Raw genomic sequence first — 20,147 nt, 5'->3', positions numbered from 1 at the left:
CCCTGCGGTTGTCGCGCGTGTGCCGCGCCCGCCGGCTCGGGCCCGGCTGGCCGGCCGTTCGCGGGAGCTGCCGGTCCGCGGCAGCACCTCGCCCGAACGGCGACGTTTCCGGTGACGGCCGCGGCCATGGCTCTGTGTATCGAGCCGGGCCTCCTCCGTGAGGCCCTGCGCGACCTGGCCGACGCGGGCCTCCTCCGGGCTGGTCGCGGAGGACCCGTACCGGCGCACGGTGTGCCGGGTCGGTCTGGACGGCTCCGGCTTCGCCAAGGTCACCGACGACGAGCTGGACCACATCGTCACCCTGTCGGACACCATGGACTACTTCATCGACTCCGCGTCCACCGTCGACACCCCGCCGGTGACCCGCGTCCGTGACTGGACCGGGCGGGTGCTCGTCGAGCTGGAGCGCGCCGACATCGGCAAGCTCATCGCCACCGGCTGGACGCCGCCGGAACGCTTCCGTGTCAAGGCGGCCGACGGGGTGACGGACATCTACGGGGTGCTGTACCACCCTCACGGGTTCGACCCCGCCCAGCGCTACGCGGTGGTGGACAACATCTACCCCGGCCCGCAGACCAACCGGATCGACCCGGGCTTCGACCCCGGCGGCATGGGCCTCGACGCGGAACCCCTCGCGGCGCTCGGCTTCGTGGTGGTCGCGGTGGACGGGCGCGGCACCCCGGGCCGGAGCAAGGCCTTCCACGACGCCTCCTACGGCCACCTGGCCGACGCGGGCTGCCTGGCCGACCACGTCGCCGCGCTGCGCCAGCTGGCCGAGACCCGGCCGTGGATGGACCTGGACCGGGTGGGCGCGTTCGGCCACTCCGGCGGCGGGTTCGCCACCGTCCGGGCGATGCTGGACTTCCCCGAGGTGTACAAGGCCGGCGTGGCCCTCTCCGGCTCGCACGAGGCCCGTTCCTTCAGCCTGGACTTCGTGGAGGCCTACGACGGCGCGGACAATCCGGAGGCCTGGGCCCGGGCCTCCAACGTGGACCTCGCGGACCGGCTGGCGGGCAAGCTGCTGCTCGTCCACGGCGAGATGGACGACCGGGTCCACCCCGACCACACCCTCCGTCTGGCCGACCGGCTCATCGCCGCCGACAAGGACTTCGAGCTGCTCATCGTTCCGGGCGCCGAGCACACGTTCATCGACAACCTGGCCTACGTCCGCAAGCGCGGCTGGGACTTCCTGGTGCGCGAGCTGATGGGCATGCAGCCACCCACCTACCGCCCCGCCCCCATCACCATCGACCCCGCGTTGCTCGCCGAACTCTTCGCCTGAGTCCGACCACGCCCCACGCTCCAGGAATCGGTAGGCCGCCTTGCGGCCTACCGATTCCTGCTGCCCCGTCCCGCAGGGCAATGCGCCGGGTCCGCAGACAGCCGCCCACGCGAGCAGCGGTGCCGGCCGCTTCGTCGGCGCTCGGTCAGCGTGCGCCGTCAGCAGAACGACCACTCATCTACGCGTACACCAGCAACACCCGGAGCAACGGCAGCGCCAAGGCAGGATCAACGGCGCGCGCCACCGACTTCCACAACGGGCCCATGGCCATCGTCATGCCGCTCGTCGCTACGTCCCCATCGTCTTCGTCCCGGCACTTGCCGGCCGCCTGGCGAACAGCAACCCGGCACGGTCGCCATCGGCCCCTGCGCGCCTCCGGCGTCAACTTCGTCACCCTCGCCACCGGAGCCGCACTCATCCCGGCGGTGGGTCTCGCGCACGTCGCGCATCAGCTGGTCAAGGGTACCGCGGCGGAGGGTGCCAAATGCGTACACGGACTTGGCCCGGTCACCCGACAGCGCGGTGGCCACCGGCTCCTGCCGGCGCGCCCCGCCGCAGACCTCAAGCCCAGACGATGCGTCACCCCGTCGCCAATCCCCCTGTCCTCCGTCGGACTCGGTCCGGGGCGTGACCACCGTCACCAACCGCAAGCCCTCCGGAAACCCAGCCCGGAATCTCCACGCAAGCCGCCGGGGGCACCCCGGTCGGCGGCCCGCCCTGTGCCGGAGCACCCCCGGCCGTTCCGTGTACAAACGAACTGTCAGTGGGCCTCCGCAAGTCGGTGAACAGGCGAGGAAGTTGTGGCTACTGGCAGGTAGGTCCGAATCCAGCCGGGTTGATCCTCCGGCGTCAAGGTGCTTCTATACGGCTCATGGGGAGGAATCGGGGCGCCGCCTGCTCGCTGAGCTCAGTGGAAGCGCTCTCAGAAATGCGCGACGGCCAGGTGCTGGTCCGCAGGCCGCAGGAGCGCGACGCCGACACGCTGCGGGTGGGGGCCCGCGATCCCCTGGTGCGCGAGTTCATGCAGGGCGTCCTGAGCCACCCCGACCGGGAGTCCGCCGTCCGCTGGATCGCCGAAGTCGCCCCCAGGCTCTGGAGCGCCGACAAGGCCGCGTACTTCGCGGTGGCCCTGGCGGACGAGGGCTCCGCGGGCGAGGGCGGGCCCGCGATCGGGCTGGCCGAGCTGGTGGACCTGAGACAGGAGGAGGGTGCGGCCGAGATCTCGATCTGGCTGCTGCCCGAGCACCGGCGCTTGCGCACGGCGGCCTCCGCGATGCGGCTGGTCTGTCGGTTCGGTTTCGAGGAGTTGGGGCTGCGGCGGATCGACGCGTACGCCGCGGCCGAGAACATGGGCGTGCAGGTGGTCGGAGCCTCCATCGGGTTCCGCCGGGCCGGGTTCCGGCCCGCACTGTTCCGCAGCTCCCGGACCCAGAAGCTGCACGACGCCGTCTACGCGACCCTGGTGCCCGAGGACCTCTGTTGAGCCGCGGGCGCCACCGGGCGCGTCACACGGATTGATCCACTACTGATCCACATGCACGTTTGATCTACGCGCATCGCGCGGCTGTTTGTCCATGTACCAGGGCTGGGGGTTCGGAAGATGTCGGGACTGGTGGAGTTCACGGTCGGCGGGGAGCAACTGCCGGGAGGCAGACTTGAACTGACCCTCGACCAGGCCGGCGCGCTACGGGTGCGCCACCACAGCGCCGGCACCGAGGTGGTGCGCTCCGCGACGGTGGACCCGGCGGTGCCCGCCCGGGTGCTCAACGCGCTGCGCAACGCCGCTCCCGGGGTCGGCGGCGGGGCCGCCGAGGCGCGGCGACTGGTGGCCGGCGAGCTGACCTGGGCGGACGGCACCGACACCCCGGTGCCCGGCATCGCCCGGATGCTGGAGGCGCTCGCCGGTCAGCTGATCCAGCCTGCGGCACCGGCCCAACTCCCGAGCAATCTGGTTCAGTTGGCCGCCGTCGATCCGGCCGAAGCGGCCCCGACGGCCGCCATCGGCACCGTCTCCGGCCGTCCCGCCTTCGCCCTCGCGGTGGCCGGCCGGGGCTTCGGCCTGGCCGAACTGGCCGACCACGGCGCCTCGCTGGGCGACTCGGACGAGGAGGCCGGACTGCTCCCCACCGCCGTGGCCCTGGGCCGGGTCGGCGAGCGGGACCTGTTCGCGGTCGGTGCGCAGGACGGCGCCGTCCAGGTCTGGGACGCCACCACCGGTGCACTGCTGCACGGGACTTCGGGTGGCGAGGGCGCTCAGGTGGTGGCCGCCGCGGTGGTCGAGGGCGTGCCGCTGGCCTTCTCCGGCGGCCGGGACGGCGAGGTGCGGGCCTGGCGGGCCGAGGACGGCAAGGGCCTGGGGCTGCTCGCGGTGAACGGCCGGGGCGCCTCCGCCCTGGTGCACGCGCGCTGCGCCGGGCTCGACCTGGTGGCCGCCGCCGGCGGGGACGGCACCGTCCGGGTCTGGGACGCGGCGGCCGGGACCCGGCTGCACCTGCTGGTCGGCCACAGCGAGCGGGTCACCTCCCTGGCGGTGCTCTCGCTGGGTGACCAGGCGGTGCTGGCCTCGGCCGGCGTGGACCGCGAGATCCGGCTCTGGGACCTGGCCACCGGCGAGCCGCTGGCCGTGCTGGTCGGCCACTCGGCCACCGTCACCGGCCTGGCCTTCACCGAGCTGGCCGGCGAACCGGTGCTCGCCTCCTGCGCCTTGGACGGCACGGTGCGCACCTGGGACGTCTACCGGGGCACCGGACTGAACGGCTGGGCCGTGCGCGGCGTCTGGCTGACGGCGCTGGCGGTCGTCCGGCAGGGCGGTGCCGTGGCGCTGGCGGTGGGTGACGAGCGCGGCCGGATCAGGCTCTTCGACCCGGCCGACGGCACGGCGCTGGCGACCTGGGAGCCGGCCGGGCCGGCCACCGGCCCGCGCCCGGTGAACGCGCTGGCCGCCGGGACCACCGCGGACGGCGCCCAGGTGCTGGCCGCCGGGTACGGCGACGGCACCGTGCGGCTCTGGGGGAGCGGCGTCGAGCATCTCCAACTCGCCAACGACGGCGGGTCGGTGAGCTCCGTCGCGGTGACCGAGGGCCTGGTGGTCTGCGGTACCGTGACCGGCGCGGTGCGCTGCCACCGGCTGACCGACGGCACCCCGCTGTCCGTTCCCACTCCGCACACCGGCCCGGTGACCTGCCTGGCGCTCGGAGCCACCACCCTGGCCTCCGGCGGCGCGGACGGCGTGGTGCGGGTGCGCGGCGCGCTGGACGGAGCCCCCCTGCTCCGGCTGGCGGGCCATCAGCAAGGCGTCACCGCGCTGGCGATCGGCCCGCAGCTGCCGCGTCCGCTGATCGCCACCGCGGGCGGCGACGGCACCCTGCGCGTCTGGGACGCCGTCACCGGCGCACCGGGCCCGGTGGTGGGCGGGCTGGCCGGCCCGGTCGCGGCGCTGGCCTTCGCCACCCACGCCGGGCGGCCGGTGGTGCTGGCGGGCACGGCCGACGGCGCCGTCCGGGCCTTCGACGTGGAGGACGGCCGGGCGGTCACCGGACTGGCCGGGGGAGCGGCGCGGATCCGGTCGCTGGTCTGCCAGGAGGTGGACGGCGAGGCGCTGGTCGCGGCCGGGGACGAGCAGGACACCGTGCGGCTCTGGCACCTGGGGAGCGGCACGCTGCTGAACGAGGCGCCGCTGGACCGCGCGCCGCTGGCCATCTCGTTCACCGAGACGGGCCTGTACGTGGTCGGCCCGGGCGGGGCCGTCACGCTCTGACGCTACGTCAGCAATATTTGGAGCAGGGCGAGTTCACCGCCGATGGCCTTCGGGGGCATCGGCCACAGATGCGCAGCAGCAGGGGTGGAAATGGCGGAGGGAAAGTTCCGGATCGACCTGGAACAGGTCGAAGCGGCGGCGAAGATGATCCAGACCATGCTGGACGACCTGGAACGGCCCACCGCCGAGCTGAAGGCGACGGTCGAACAGATCAAGCCGACGGTCTACGGCACCGACCGGCTCGCCAAGTCGCTGACCGGATCCACCGGGTCGGTCGGCGGCCTGGCGGAGCACCAGACGCAGGTGCTGGAGGGCATCGAGAAGTTCCTCGCGAACAGCGCCCAGGTCGCGGCGAACCTGCGCCTGATGGTCGCCAACTACAACACCGTGGACGAGTCCAATGCGACGTCGCTGCGGGCCATCGAGGGCGGGGACGCGCCGGTCGCCCAGGCCCCTCCGACCACCCGGGACAAGCCCGTCACCGTGGTCGTCGCGGGCGAGACCGGCGGCCCGGTCACGGCACAGTCCAGCTTCAGCTCGGCCGACGCCCCGACGCTCGACTACAACACCTGGGAAGACCCCGAGCCCCCGTCGCACTCCGGCGGCGGCAGCGGCCCGAAGCTCGCCTGACCCTGCCCGAGTCGACCCTCGCAGAAGGACGGACACCGTGATCCACCTGCCCCCCGACCTGGCAGAAGTGCTCAAGGTCATCCAGAGCAACGAAGACGGGAAGGGCATCACCTTCCCCGACAGCAACGAGGACCTGCTGGGCGACCTGGCCTACGCCTGGGAGAAGTGGAACACCTTCGCCGAGACCCGGATCGGCGCCATCGTGGCCAATGCCAAGCTGGCCATGGAGGCGATGGAGGGCGAGGCCGCCGAGAGCTTCGCGGCCTACCTCCGCAAGTTCAGCGAAGGGGACGGTTCGCACGTCTCCACCACGGTCTCGGCCGCGAGTGCCATCGCGCAGTCGCTGCGCGGCGCGATCGAGGCGGTCACCCAGACCAAGAACGAGATGATCCGCGAACTCGAGTACACGAAGGAGTACATCAAGGACAACCCGGCGGGCAAGAACGACGACATCGCCAAGTCCGAGGGCATCAAGGAGGCCGTGGCCACGTACAACACCTACGTGGACCAGGTCGGCGGCAACGTCGACTCGATGCTCCGTCAGGGATCGGGCCACTTTCAGCAGATGACGGCGGCCGCCGAGGTCGCCTCGCTGACCGGTGGCAGTGGTGGCGGCGGTGGCGGCGGAGACACGGGTGCACCGCCACGCACCACTCTGGACGGCGTCTCCGGCGTCACCGCGCCCAACACCCTGCAGACGGGGATCAACTCCGTCCCCGGTGCGGGTGTCCCCGCCCCGGTGGGCATCCAGGGCTTCCAGCCCGGCGGTGCCGTGCCCGGGAGCCTGCCCGGCGGCGGAGTCCCCGGGATGCCGGGAGTTCCGCTGAGCGGGCAGGGCGGACGGGGCGGCGGAGCCGGTGGCGCTGCACCCGCGCTGCAACCGTTCAAGATGCCGACTCCGCAGGCGCCGACGCCGTTCGGTGGCGGAGGCGGCGGGCTCGGCAGCGGTGGCGGTGGCGGGTTCGGTGGCGGCGGGTCCTCGCTCGGCCCGGACGGCAAGCCTGCGTTCAAGCTGCCGCCGGTCGGCACCCCCGCCGGCCTCACGCTGGCGGGACATCAGCCCCCGGGCACCGACGGCCAGCTCGCCGCCCCGGTCCGTTCGACCATGCCGCTCCGTCCGTTCACCCCCGGCGGGGCCGACCCGGGCGGCACCGGAGGGCTCGGGAGCCTCCCGCTCGGTGGCCTCCCGCTCGGCGGCCGTGGCGGCACCGGGAGCACCCCCGGCAGCCTGATCGGCCGCCCGGGCGGCCTGCCCGGCGGAACCCTGCCGGGCCGTGGCACCACGGCGCCCTTCACCCCCGGCGGCCGCGCTCCCGGCGCGATCGCCGGCGCGGGCGGCCTCGGCGGCAGCGGCCGTACCGGCGCGGGCTCCGGCCTGGGCGGTGGCGCCCGGGTCGGCGGCAGCGGTGGTGGCGGTCTCGGCGGCGGCGCGTCCGCGGTCGGCGGCTACCACCCCGGCGGCGGACGGACCGCGGGCGGCCTCGGCCGGGCCGAGGGCGGCGCCCACCCGCTCGGGACCCCGACCACGGCCGGTGGCGTCGGTGCCGGTGGCGGGCGCGGTGCGGGCGGCGGCGCCGGTGCCTCCGGCTCGGCCGCGGCGTCCGCCCGTGGCATGGCCGGTGGCGGCACACCCGGGATGCCCGGGATGCACGGGATGGGCGGTGGCGCGGCGGCCGGTGCGGCCAAGTCCGGCTCGCGCTTCGTCCGGCCCACCCGCTTCGGCATGGAGGAGGACGAGGAGGAGACGGTGGCGCTACGCGACGCCGGAATCCTCGGCCAGGCCGTGCACCACACCCCGCAGGACCGGCACTGGCAACGGATGCGGCAGCGCTGGATCGAGGAATCGGGGATGGCCCCGGCCCCGGAGCCCGCGCACACGGCGGTGGCAGCCGCCGGGCAGGAGGCCCCGGCCGCGGGCGGCGGCGACCTCATGAGCCAGCTGGCGGCGGCCGTGCTCGGCCCGGAGGGTGCGAGTTCGCTCAACACGACGTCGGAGTCCGGTGGTTCGGGCTCCGCCGGCGACACCACCGCTACCGCCGCGTCCACCGCTTCGGGCTCGGGTTCGGGCTCGGGCTCGCCGGAGGAGGAGTACCTGGAGCGGGCCCGTTCGGTGGCCGAGCGGCGTGGCCGTCCGGACGAGGAGCCCGCCACCACCGGGGCCGCTTCGGCGGCTGCCGCGCCTGCGGCCGCGGCTCCGGCTGACGGTCCGCCACCGCTCCGTGAGGAGGGGGGCTACCAGGTGCCGACGCCGTTCATGCGGGCGGCGCTGGCGCGGCTGGCCAGTTCGGGCGGCTTCGCCGAGGGCAGCGGTGAGGCACCCGCCGGGGCGGCCGGTGGCGGTGCTGCGGGTGCGGCAGCCGGCCAGGGACGCTGAGGAGCGAGATGGAAGAGCAGGAACTGAGGCGTACCGAGGCGGTGGCGGCCACCGAACCGGTGGCCGCCAGGGTCTCGACCGACGCAGTCCAGGCGGCCGAGCCGGTGCAGGCCACGGCCCGGTTGGAGCCGCTGCAGATGGCCGAGCCGGTGCAGGCCACCGCCCGGCTGGAGCCGCTGCAGATGGCCGAGCCGGTGCAGGCCACCGCCCGGCTGGAGCCGCTGCAGATGGCCGAGCCGGTGCAGGCCACGGCCCGGTTGGAGCCGCTGCAACGAGCCGAACCCATTCAGGCCCGGGTCGCCATGGACCAGACGCAGCCCGCCGAACCGTTGCAGGCGCGCCTGGCTCCCATGGAGGCCGGTCAGCCCCTCCAGGCTCGCACCGCCATGGACTCGGTCCAGCCGGCGGAGCCGATGAGCCGGATCGCGGCGGACTCGGCCGAGCCGCTGCGCGCCCGGGTCGCCGCCCGACCGACCGAGAGCACCGAGCGGCTGGCGCAGTCCTCGGCACCGTCCGGCGGCGCCGATGCCGGGCAGGGCTTCAACATCGACCCGGAGAAGTACCGGGCCGCGGTCGGGCCCGTGCTCGCCGGGTCGGACCAACTGGCCGAGCTGAGCCGAGGGTTGAGCGCCTACCTGTCCGGGATGAACGCCCGCGCCCCGTGGGGCAACGACGATTCCGGAGAGAAGTTCGCCAACGGCGAGAAGGGCTATCTCACGTACAGCGGCAAGGTGCTGGAGGGCATCGGCAACCTGCCCGCCGCCCTCAAGTACATCGCGGACGGCCTCAAGCTGATGGCCGAGAGCTACGACACCACCGAGGAGGGCCTCTCCACCGGCCTCACCTCGATGGAGGCCGAGCTGCCCGAGACAGCGCTGTTCCACCCCGACCTTGCCCTGCGGGACGTCGCCAAGGGGCGCCCGCACCACACCGGAAGGCCCTGATCATCCATGGCAGTCGAGCTCCCCGAACCCCTGCAGTGGGTCCTGCTCCTGCTGGCCGGCACCCGCTGGCCGGAGGGTGAGGAGGACGTGATGCGCGAGATGGCCGACCGTTGGCGCGCCGCCGGGGAGACCCTGGCGGACGTCGGCAGGTCGGTCGACTCCACCGTCCAGCGGGCGCTCGACGGCCAACAGGGCAAGGCCGCCGAGGGCTTGGCCACGCACTGGGCCAAGTTCTCGGTGGGCAAGGGCACCGAGGAGGACCCCGGCTTCTTCCCCAGTATGGTCAAGTCCTGCGAGGGCATGGCCGAGATGCTGGACAACATGGCCAACTCGACGGAGACCGCGAAGATCCAGATCGTGGCCCAACTCGGCATCCTGGCCTTCGAGATCGCCACCGCTGAGGCCTCCGCCCCGGTCACCGCCGGCGCCTCGCTGGCCGCCATCCCCGCGGCGGTCGCGGTCACCCGTACCGCCGTCCAGCAGATCCTGAAGCAACTGCTGAAGGAGGCGCTGGAGTTCGCGGCCAAGGAGGCCGCCCAGGAAGTCGCGATCAACCTGCTCGCCCAGACCATCCAGGTCGCCGAGGGGAACCGCTCCGGCTTCGACGCCAAGGAGTTGGGTCAGAGCGCTCTCGGCGGCGCGGTCGGCGGGGCCTCGGGTCACCTGATCGGCAAGGGCCTGGGTTCGGCGGCCGGCAAGGCCGGCCTCGGCAACGCGATGGAGACCGTCGGCGGCAAGATGGTGCACGGCGCGGCCGTCGGCGTCGGCGCGGACGTCTCCACCCAGCTCATCACGACCGGCACGGTCGACGGCGGCAGCCTGCTCGGCTCCGGCCTGAGCGGCGGCTCCAACGTCGGTCTCCAGCACGGCGCTTCGGCCATCAAGGGCAAGTTCGGCGGTGGCGACATCCCGAACGTCCCGACGGGCGGCAGCCTGTCCGGCGCCGACGCCCCGCCGACCTTCGGCCTGCGTCCGGGCGGCGGCTCCTCCTCCGACTCCCCTGACGGCGCAGGCGGCGGGGATCGCGGTGCCCAGGCGTACCAGGGCCCCGGCGGCGGTTCCCGCTCCACCGACACCGGTTCCGACGGCGGCAGCACCACGAGCCCGTCCACGGCCGGCGGCGGCCGTACCCTCGCCCCGTTCGGCTCGGACCGGGGCGGCTCCGGCAGCCACGACGCCTCCAGCACGGGCGCAGGTTCAGGCCTCGGCAGCTCCCACTCCGGTGGTTCGGGCACCGGCTCGCGCGGTGGCGAGAGCACGCCGTCCGGCGGTACGCCCTCCACCACGGCGAACCACACCCCCACCCCCGACACCGGCGGCACCTCGCGCCCGCAGGCCACCGCCCACACCGAGGCCCCGGCGCCGACCTCGAGCCGGGCGGACACTCCCGTGGCCACCGTGCAGTCGGACTCCACCCCGCGGCAGGCCGAACCCGCGCAGCACACCCCGACCCCCACTCCTGACCGCGGGCCGCAGGCCGACACCTCGCCCACTCCGCGCCAGACCGACGCGCCCGCGCCGCAGGTCCGTACCGAGTCCGAGGCCACCGCCGCCCGTCCGGAGCCGACCGTCCGACCGCAGGCCGACAACCCGCCCGTCACCGAGGCGGTCCGGCCCCAGCAGGACACCCCGGCGGCCCGTCCGGAGTCCAACGTCCCGCACCAGCAGCCCGGTTCGCACGAGGCGCCGACCGCCGACCGCACCCAGGACACCCCGGTCGCCCAGACCCGGCCGAACGAGACCCCGGCCACCGGCCGCCCCGAACCGACCGTCCCGCACCAGCAGGCCGATTCGACCGACCCGGTCCGCCAGCAGCCCACCCAGCACGAGGCCCCGACCGTCCGCCCCGAGTCCCAGCCCACCCCCGCGCGGGCCGACGCCGAGCCGAACACCGTGCCGCAGCCGCGCCCGGACTCCGAGCCGGCGCCGCGTCAGCCCCAGCCCGACCCGCAGCCGCAGCACTCCCCGCAGCCCCAGCCGCAGGCCGAGCAGGCCCCGCCCCGGCAGCAGCAGGACCCCCAGCCCCGCCCGGAGGCCCAGCCGCACACCGAGCAGCCGCAGACCCGCAACGACCAGCAGCCGCAGCCCGATCACCAGCCACCGGCACGGCAGCAGCCCCACGCCACACCGGAGGCGCAGGCCCAGCCCCACGCCACGCCGGAGCCGACGTCCCGTCCGCAGCAGGACCAGCCCGCCCCGCAACCGCAGCACACCCCCCAGCCGCAGCCCCAGCCCCACCAGGAGCCGGCCCCGGCGCCCGTCGGCCGGGTCTCTCCTGAGCCCGCCCCGGTCCGGACGGAGCCCACCGGCGACCGCACGGACCCGCACACCCCCGCACCCGATGCCACCCGGATCGCGGGCGGGCCGATCACCGCCTCGCGGCCGTCGGCGACGCCCACCGCCGACCGTTCGGACACCTTCCTGCCGCCCCCGCCCGACCCGGCCCCCAACCAGCAGCAGCCCACGCAGGTCCCCCCGGCCGCCCACGTCTCCCCGCCGCCCCCGGCCGCCACTACACCGACGCCGACGCCCAACCGGAGCGGCCTCGGCCCGGTCCGCCAGCCCGCCGACCCGGTTCAGGGCACTCCGTCCCGCAACGACCGGCCCGGGACCCCGCAGCCGGCACAGCCCGGCGAAGGGCACCGGATCACGCCCCGTCCCTCCACCGAGACCGACCCGGCCCGCGAACCGCGCGGCACCAAGCGCGGCCGCGAGGACGAAGCCACCCTCCCGCACGGACGGCCCGAGGGCCCGAAGCGGCAGCGCACCCCCGCGTACGAGAACACCGCCGGCCCGCTTCGCGACCGTGGCTACGAGCCCGCCACGCCGGAGCAGTACCAGGCGCTGACGGACCACCTGGACCAGCACGGCGGCACCCCGCACCCGGAGTTGACGCCCGAGCTGCTGGAGCACGTCAACCCGCACACCGCGGCCATGGACCACGGCGACCTCTACAGCTGCCTGGAGGCGGTCGAGGCGCTGCGCGACACCCACTACGGCAACCCGCGTCCCTCCGGGCTGCCGCACTCCTCCGTCCCGGAGAACAACTCGGCCTGGACACTGACCAAGCGTCACGGCACCCCCGTGCCGCTCGGCACCGGACAGCACGGCGTGGACTCGGTGATGGACCAGGTCCGCAACGCCGGGCCCGGCAGCTTCTCCACCGTCCTGTTCTCCGACGGCCCCGGCACCCAGGGCCATGTGGTGGCGCTGGTGCACGGCCAGGACGGCGTGCTGCGCTGGGCCGACCCGAGCACGGGCGATGTCCGCGAAGCCCGGCCGGACACCCTGCCCGGCGACTGGGCCGGCGACAAGCACGTCTGGGCCGCCACCTCCGACGCGAACGGGGACTCGGTCAACCCCCGCGCGGACCTCTCGGTCTTCGACGGCGACGCGCCGACCTTCGGCGTGCTCTCCGTGGTCACCGACGGCAGCACGCTCGACCCGGCCGACCGCGACGTGGTGCGCCGACTCGCCCAGGACATCGACGCCCAGGTCGAGCAGGCCGCCAGGCTGGCACTGGCCAACCCGGACTCGGTGCCCGACCTCGACGGCTACACCAAGCGCTGGACCGACAGCTACAACAAGTGGACGGACCCGGAGACCTCACCCGAGGAGCGGGCCCGGATCGAGAAGCTGCTGCCCCGGCAGTTCGGCTACGCCGTCGAATCGATGACCACCCAGATGATCAGGGACAACGTCACCCTCCCGCCGGGCTACACCATCGACACCCAGGTCACGCACGGCTCGACCCGTCCGGACCTGGTGATCACCAAGACCGACGGCAACGGCAAGCAGGAACTCGGCTGGCTGGACATCACGGCCGACAAGTCCGAGGGCCACATCGACGACAAGCAGAGTTCACTCTGGTCCTCCCGCCCCTACGTCGCCGAGACGCTGTACCCGTCGCTGGACACCAGCAAGCTGGGCAGCGGCGGCACGCCCGAACAGAAGGCCTTCGTGCAGGCGCTGATCCAGAGCCAGCAGGCCGAGGCACAGCGCTTCCAGCAGAACATGGACGACTTCAAGGACAAGGTCCCCGCCCCCGTCGAGGGCTCCAAGGAGAAGAAGCGCGCCGACATCGAGAAGCGCCTCGGCGAGGCGCTCGGCCGCGACCGGAAGCTGACCCCCACCGAGGCCCGGAACGTGCTCAAGGGCCTGGCCGAGGTGCACGGCTCGTCCTACAACCCGACCCAGTACGGCTACAAGAGCACCGACTCCTCCTCCTACGTGGAGGGCCAGCGCATCCTCCGGGACCACTTCGGCCCGGCCCCCGCCACTCCCTCCACCTCCGCCTCCGCCGACCGCTCGGCCCTCCCGCCCCTGACGAGCCAGGACTCCGAGGACCGGATGCGGACCACGCCGTCCCCGGAGCCGGAGGCCCAGCCGACCGCCACCCAGCGGTCCGACGACAGCATGCGGGACGCCTCCCCGCCCCCGCCCGCCGCCGACGACCGCTCGGTGGGCACCCGGGACGGTGCGGACCACCGGCGCTCCGCGCCGCCGCAGGACGCCTACGCCGTCACCAGGCCCGCCGACATCGGTGACCTCACCCGCGACCTTCCGCAACTCCCGCCGCACCAGCGGGAGGCGGCCATCGCCTCGCTCCCCGCCTCGGACCGGCGCGGCCTCGCCCAGGACCCCGCCTTCGTCGCGGCGCTGCGCGACACTCTGCCGCCCGGGGAGTTCGCGAAGACCGCCGCCCAGCTGATGGTGGACGTCGACCGCGCCACCGACCGCCCGGCCTCGGCCCGCGCCGAGGCGACCGCGCAGCTGACCCGGATGCTCCAGGACCCGGACACCGCCGCCCGCCTGCTCACCGAGGGCAGCCGGCTGGTCGTGGTGCCCAAGGACGTGCCGATGACCGACCTCGCCCCGTTCGCGCACCTCGGCGGCCGCACCGCCGACAGCGAGGCCGGTGGCGGGCGCGGCTGGGACGACGTGCGCGGCTCGGGCGGCAAGTGGGCCGCCGTGACCGAGGAGAACCTGCTCGGCGAGCGCACCACCGTCGGCCCGGACCAGCACTACGCCGACGGCTACTCCACCACCACCCACGAACTCGCCCACACCATTCACAAGTTCGGCCTCACCGACGCCGACCGCCAACTGATCGGCGACACCTACCGGGCCAAGCTGGACGACGAGTCGCTGCCCCGCCTGTTCGGCGAGGACGGCCCCTCCGAGTGGTCGGACGGCCCGCGCCGCCGCCCTGACGGCAGCGAAGCCGAGAACTACGCGGCCCGGGACGAGCACGAGTACTTCGCCCAGGTCAGCAACGCCTATCTCGGCACCAACCACGGCACCGACCCCTACACCGGGCAGCCCCGCAACAACGGTACGGACTGGGTCCGGTCCAACGAGCCCGAACTCCTGCCGCTGCTCGAGCGGTTGTACGGCGCCGACCCGACGGCGGTGCACCAGGAGTCCGCCAACCCGGTGCACGCCACCGACGCCGAGAACGACATGTACCAGGGCCTGCGCGACTTCACCGCGCAGGTCGAGGACGGCCAACTGCCGTCCGACTCGCGGCCGGACCACACGGCCCCCGTCGACGGCGACGTCCCGCCGCAGCAGCCCCCGGGCGGCTCCGACCGGTCGGATCCGGTCGACCGCGGTGTGCCCACGGAGCCGGACGTCGACCTCCCGGCACCGCCGCCCCGGGCCGAACCGGCCCGTACCGACTCCGAAGGCCCGCAGCACACCTGGCCCGCCACCGGCCGGGTGCTGCCCGATCCGGCGGACCGCGCGGCCGAGTTGGCCTCGCGCTACGGCATCGCCGACCCCGGCACGCTCGCCCAGCAGGTACGGGACGTGCGCAAGGGTGACCTCGACGCCGTCCGCGACCTGCTCGGCAGCGAGCACGGCCCGGAACTGCTCAAGGACCTCGGCCGCGAGGTGCCCGAGCACACCCTCTGGCGGCTCGGCGGAGAACAGCCGGACCGTGCCCAGGAGTTGAAGGACATCATCGCCCATCGGCGCGGCGGCGTGCCGCCCACCGACCTGGAGGTCGAGGCCCGGCAGGAGGTCGCGAGGAGGCTGGCCGACCAGCCCTCCGTCACCGTGGTGGTCGCCTCCGGCCCCGGCTCGGGCCACCAGGCCGCAGCGGTGAACATGATCCGGTCGCTGCGCGAACTCGGCTACGACGGCCAGGTGAACCTGGTCGCGCCGACCAACGTGCGCGCCCGGCTGGACCGCATGCTCGACACCGACCTGCTGGGCGGCGGCCAGGTGCACTACGCCCCCGACGAGTTCGACCCGCACGGGGAGAACACACCTGCCCCCGTCGCGCACGGCGGGCTGACCCTGGTCGCGGCCAGCGACGAGATCGCGGCCGACGGCGACAACTCCAAGGCCCTGCTCTCGTACACCGGCGCCGACAAGGCCGTGGTGCTGGCGCCGTACGCCTGGGGCATGTCCACCCGCGCGGTCTTCTCCCGCACCGAGGACGGCTTCGGCGTCCTGCCCCTGGACGGGACGGTGGACCGGAAGAACGCGCTGTACCAGCAGCACGTCCCGGCGCCCGATCCGCACGCATTCGCCGGCGACCCGCGCCTCCAGTCGGTGGCCGACCGGGTGACCTCCGGCCGGCTCGACCTGATGCCGCTCTACGGCCTGGCCCGGCTCACCCCGGACCGCCAGGCGGGCGCCCCCGACTACCTGGCGGCGGGCATCCACGAGGCACGGCTGGGCAAGCCGGCCGTGCTGCTCCAGGTCGGCAGCCACGACATCCCGTACGCCCCGCCGTACGAGCAGCCGTGGCTCAAGCGAGCGGACCTGTCCACCACCCTCGACGCCGACGGGATGAACCGACTCCTCGACTCGCTCGGCCCGGACGACGTGCTGGTGCTGCGCTCCGGCGCGCTCGGCCAGGACGCCTTCGAGAAGGTCTTCCAGCTCGGTAGCCTGCCCGCCGTCCAGGAGGGCGCCAACACCACCGGGACCAGCCAGCTCACCGGCCGCCCGTACTTCTCCCCGGTCACCGGCACCACCCCCTACCCGGAAGCGGTCTCCTCGACCGCGGCCCAGGACCTCGCCTCGCGGGCCGGTGACCACCTGCCCACTGACGCCAAGGCGCGGCTGGAGGAGTCCTGGAAGAGCGCGCTGAAGCCCGAGGCCACCAAGGCCGAGGTCGATACCGCTGTGCGCGAACTCCGCGCTGCCGCCGACGTGTTGGCGGACGCGGCGGACGGCCTGACCGACCGGGCCGAGCAGCGTGCCCTGCGCGAACTCGCCGAGAGCGGCGCCAAGAGCGCGGACGCACTGCAGCGTTCGCACGCCGCGGTCGCCGTCCGGGAAGAGCTCCAGAGGGTCACCGACGCGCTGGCCTCCGGCAACGACTGGACCACCGCGGTCGAGGACGCCCCGGCGTACGACGAGCTGCGCAAGGCCGTCTACAACCGTGAGATCGCCGACGGCTGGTTGAACACCCTGCCTACCGACGACACCTCCGGGCGGCCGTTCGAGCTCAAGAGCGACCAGCTGGTCGCCTTCGCCGAGGGCCTGGGCGACGACTACGACCGGCTCGGTGAGCTGCTCGGCGCCGACATGACCCCGGAGCAGCGGGCGGTGCTCGACCACGCGCTCTCCCCGGAGGGCCGCGCGGCCGAGGAGCGCCGCATGATGAGGACCGGGGAGCTCTCCCAGATCCCCCTCGGCAGCATCCCGGAGGCCCGGCAGCGGCTGGCGGAGGTCTCCGCGGCTATCCGCGAGCGGGAGAACGGCCTCATCGAAGAGCTCCGGAACTCCGCGGAGCTGCAGGCAAAGTCCACCGCCCCTCGCCCCGAGCAGGTCCAGGTCATCGCGGACGTGCTCAACGGCTATGCGCAGCCCGACTCCCCGTACCAGCAGTACACCTCCGAGCTCACCGGCCGGGCCAACGACTGGCAGCAGAACCAGCTCCTGATGGCCCTGCTCCACCTGGACGACCAGCCCAGCGACGTGCTCCGCACCTCCCCGCCCCGGTCTGTCGCGCCCGAGCACGCCCCCGAGCACAGCCCGGTCCCGACGCCGCGTCAGGAGTCCCAGCCGCTGCCGGAGCCGACCCCGGAGGTCCCGCAGCCGTCGCCCGAGCAGGTGCTCACGGCTCCGCAGCCGCCGAGCCCGCAGGCGCCCTTCCGGTACCAGTCCTCCGACAACGGGCCCAGCCTGTTCGACGACGACTTCACCATGAACGACGACAGCGAGAGCGAGTCGGAGACCATGCCCGGCGTGGAGGCCGGCCCGAGCATCTTCGACGAGGACTTCGTCCTCAACGACGACAGCGAGAGCGAGTCGGAGACCATGCCCGGCGTGGAGGCCGGCCCGAGCATCTTCGACGAGGACTTCGTCCTCAACGACGACAGCGAGAGCGAGTCGGAGACCATGCCCGGCGTGGAGGCCGGCCCGAGCATCTTCGACGAGGACTTCGTCCTCAACGACGACAGCGAGAGCGAGTCGGAGACCATGCCCGGCGTGGAGGCCGGCCCGAGCATCTTCGACGACGACTTCACCCTCAACGACGACAGCGAGAGCGACGCCGAGCGCGGCACCGTCCCCTCGCCCCCGCCGCCCGCCTCCGCGCCGTTCCGGCTCGGCCCGGTCCGCCCGTCCTCCGACGGCACCGATCCGTCCGGCTTCGGTTCGACCAACCGTCAGCCGGCGTCCGGTCACACCTCGCCCCCGCCGCCCGCCACCGACCGTTCCGGGCCCACCACCGACCGGGGTGAGCCCCCGGCCAAGCGGCGCCGGACGCCCGCGTACGAGAACACGGACGCCGTCCTGCACGACCGTGGCTACCGTCCGGCCGACACCGACCAGCACGCGGCGCTGCGCGACTTCACCGAGGGCCGCCGTTTCCCGGAGCCGACCCCCGAGCTGCTCGGCCTGATCACCCCGCACCAGCAGCCGGTCTCCCCGGGTCCCGACTTCCGCCTGGGCGACGACCTGCAGAGCTGCCTGGAGGCTGTCGAGGCCTACCGCGACACCCACTACGGCCGGCCGCGCCCCTCCGGCCAGAGCCTCACCGGGTCGGTGGAACAGCACGCCGGCCAGGTGCTCAACCGCCGCCACGACCTGCCGCACCTGTTCGGCGAGGGCCGGCCCGCCGTGGACTCGCTCCTCGACCACGTCCGACGCGGCGGCCCGGGCTCCTTCGCCACCGTGCTGGTCGGCCGGGAGGGCGAGGTCGGCCACACCGTCGCACTCGTCAACGGGGCTGACGGAAAGCTCCGTTGGGTCGATCCGAGCACCCACCAGTCCTGGGACGCGACCCCCGGCTCACTGCCGGACCCGCGCACCACCGGCTGGAAGGTCTGGGCCTCGGCGGCCGGACCGGACGAGTCCACCCTGCCCGGCCTCACCCCGGACCGGGGGTTCCAGGCAGACTTCGGCGCCCCGTTCCTGACCTCCCTGTTCGGCAACACCACGGCGGACACGACCGCCCAGACCGCGCCGCCGGTCACCGCCCCGCAGCCGCTCAACCTCCCCGACCCGGCGGAGGCGAACGACCGACTGACCAACAACCCGGTCGAGTTCCTCCGGGACAACATCCTGTCCTATGACGGTGCGCTCGGCATGGAGCTCCGCACCCCGAGCCTCAGCCGCCAGGAGGCACGCCAGTTCATGGCCTGGGCCAACACCCAGCCCCGGAACTGGTTCACCCTGGTCCCGGACCCGCGCCGCAACAACGCCCTGATCCTCACCCCGGCCGTCGAGAAGTACGTCGAAGCGCACCCGGACCACGAGTTCGTCTCCCGCTTCGCCGACCGCTTCGCCAACCCCCCGGCCGACCAGCAGTACCTGACCTCCGCCTACATCCCCTACCTGGCCGGTGCTCCGGGCGGACACCTCGACACCGTCGGCTCGACTCCCGTGCCATTCGACCCCGATGCCACCGTCCCCGGCTCGGAGTTCGTCTTCACCGCCGTGATGAACGGCTGCGCCCTGGCCGTCACCCCGGGGGCCACCCCGGACGTCTTCACGGCCTGGCACTACCAGTCCTGCACCACCAACAACTCCAGCGCCCTGGACTTCCGCCGCACCCAGCAGCCCACCGACTGGTTCGGCCCGGAGGAGTACGAGAGCGGCACCCAGGCCGCCTTCTACGAGGTCACCAACTTCCTCTGGAAGAGCCCGACCGACGGCTGGCAGATCGTGAGCCAGGAGACCAGCGTGGACCCGACCAACGAAGCCGGTTCCACCGTCACCGCCGTCCGCCAACGTCCCCTGGAGCTCAACCCGCCCACCCCCAACCAGGAGGCTGTCCACCTGGCCCGCATCTACACGGGCATGGCCGAGGCCGAACTCAAGCGCTTCGACACCGAGGCCGAGGGCATCCTCAAGCAGGACTGGGGCAGCAAGCGCACCAAGGCCGAGGTCGAGCAGGAGCTTCAACGCTTGCGCAGCACCCTCCTGGTGGACCTCATCAACCTCCGCGAGCAGGGCCACCTCGACCCCCGCGTCCCCTTCACCGGCACCAACCCGGCCGCCGTCCCGCTCACGACTCCCACCCCCGACACCCTCTCCTTCTCCACCCTCGGTGAGGTTGCCCAGGCCATCCAGTCCAACCGCCTCACCGTCGGCACCACGGTTCAGGAGCGCCTCAGCGCTCTCAACGACCAGGGCCCCGCCAAGGACCGGGACTGGCGCCAGGGCAAACTCGACCAACTCCTCACCACCTTCCTCCCCACCGACCACACCCCCACCCTCTGGCACCAGCACCTCACCACCGAGACCGCCGACCACCCGCGCGCCTAGAGGAAGATGCGAAGGTCTTGCTGGGGCGCATGAGATGAAGCGAGGGAGTCCAAGGTCGGTTGTAACGCCTGACCCGGACTCCCTCGCGACCGCACTTCACGTGAAGACCAGCGACCTGCTGAAGGACCAGGGATCGTTGTCATCGCCCAGGAGATCGAGACGGTCACCGCCCTCGCCGGGCCGGCCGCCACCGACCGGCCGCTGCTCGGCATCACCTGCCGCACCGCCGACACCGCCACGGCCCGTGCTGGAGATCCTCGCCGAAGCCCGCGACGGCGAGCACGACCTGGTCGGCCTCTGGCCCCTCGACAGCGCCGCCAAGCCCGTCGGCCCCTACCAGCTCGTCCTGAGGCTGCGCCCAGACGGCAGCGCGCACACACCGTGGCCACCCCGAACGGATCGGCGCCCCAGCATCCCGCCCACACG

7 protein-coding genes are annotated in these 20,147 nt (G+C 73.7%); all 7 read left to right on the top strand.

Annotated features, from left to right (window positions below; all coding sequences use genetic code 11):
- Positions 1-157: 157 nt before the first annotated feature.
- The 7 genes from ABWK59_RS00290 (at position 158) to ABWK59_RS00260 (ending at position 19,721) form a co-directional block, all read left to right on the top strand.
- On the top strand, positions 158-1,282 hold the full coding sequence (locus ABWK59_RS00290; RefSeq protein ID WP_354637120.1) for an alpha/beta hydrolase family protein: 1,125 nt from the start codon (positions 158-160) through the stop codon (positions 1,280-1,282).
- Positions 1,283-2,210: 928 nt separating this feature from the next.
- The gene (locus tag ABWK59_RS00285) at positions 2,211-2,765 is read left to right on the top strand and encodes a GNAT family N-acetyltransferase (RefSeq protein WP_354637119.1); all 555 of its coding nucleotides are present in this window, start codon (positions 2,211-2,213) and stop codon (positions 2,763-2,765) included.
- 117 nt (positions 2,766-2,882) lie between these two features.
- Positions 2,883-5,039, top strand: coding sequence for a WD40 repeat domain-containing protein (locus ABWK59_RS00280; RefSeq protein ID WP_354637118.1), 2,157 nt, complete (start codon positions 2,883-2,885; stop codon positions 5,037-5,039).
- A gap of 90 nt (positions 5,040-5,129) precedes the next feature.
- Positions 5,130-5,669 carry a hypothetical protein gene (locus ABWK59_RS00275; protein ID WP_354637117.1) on the top strand — a complete coding sequence of 180 codons (540 nt, stop codon included), beginning with the start codon at positions 5,130-5,132 and terminating at the stop codon, positions 5,667-5,669.
- 37 nt (positions 5,670-5,706) lie between these two features.
- Complete coding sequence (locus ABWK59_RS00270; RefSeq protein ID WP_354637116.1) at positions 5,707-8,043, top strand: hypothetical protein; 2,337 nt, start codon at positions 5,707-5,709, stop codon at positions 8,041-8,043.
- Between the two features lie 8 nt (positions 8,044-8,051).
- A complete protein-coding gene (locus ABWK59_RS00265) occupies positions 8,052-8,987 on the top strand; it encodes a hypothetical protein (RefSeq protein WP_354637115.1) in 936 nt (311 codons plus the stop codon).
- A gap of 6 nt (positions 8,988-8,993) precedes the next feature.
- Positions 8,994-19,721: a toxin glutamine deamidase domain-containing protein gene (locus tag ABWK59_RS00260; RefSeq protein WP_354637114.1), complete on the top strand. Its 10,728-nt coding sequence runs from the start codon at positions 8,994-8,996 to the stop codon at positions 19,719-19,721.
- Positions 19,722-20,147 lie beyond the last annotated feature (426 nt).

The sequence above is a fragment of the Kitasatospora sp. HUAS MG31 genome (genome assembly GCF_040571325.1).
Lineage (GTDB): Bacteria > Actinomycetota > Actinomycetes > Streptomycetales > Streptomycetaceae > Kitasatospora > Kitasatospora camelliae.
This window is presented reverse-complemented; position numbering and strand designations above follow the sequence as displayed.

Excerpts from the sequence above, each read along its gene's own strand:
- ABWK59_RS00260 (WP_354637114.1), top strand. The coding sequence starts at position 8,994 with ATGGCAGTCGAGCTCCCCGAACCCCTGCAGTGGGTCCTGCTCCTGCTG.
- ABWK59_RS00275 (WP_354637117.1), top strand. The coding sequence starts at position 5,130 with ATGGCGGAGGGAAAGTTCCGGATCGACCTGGAACAGGTCGAAGCGGCG.
- ABWK59_RS00265 (WP_354637115.1), top strand. The coding sequence starts at position 8,052 with ATGGAAGAGCAGGAACTGAGGCGTACCGAGGCGGTGGCGGCCACCGAA.
- ABWK59_RS00285 (WP_354637119.1), top strand. The coding sequence starts at position 2,211 with ATGCGCGACGGCCAGGTGCTGGTCCGCAGGCCGCAGGAGCGCGACGCC.
- ABWK59_RS00280 (WP_354637118.1), top strand. The coding sequence starts at position 2,883 with ATGTCGGGACTGGTGGAGTTCACGGTCGGCGGGGAGCAACTGCCGGGA.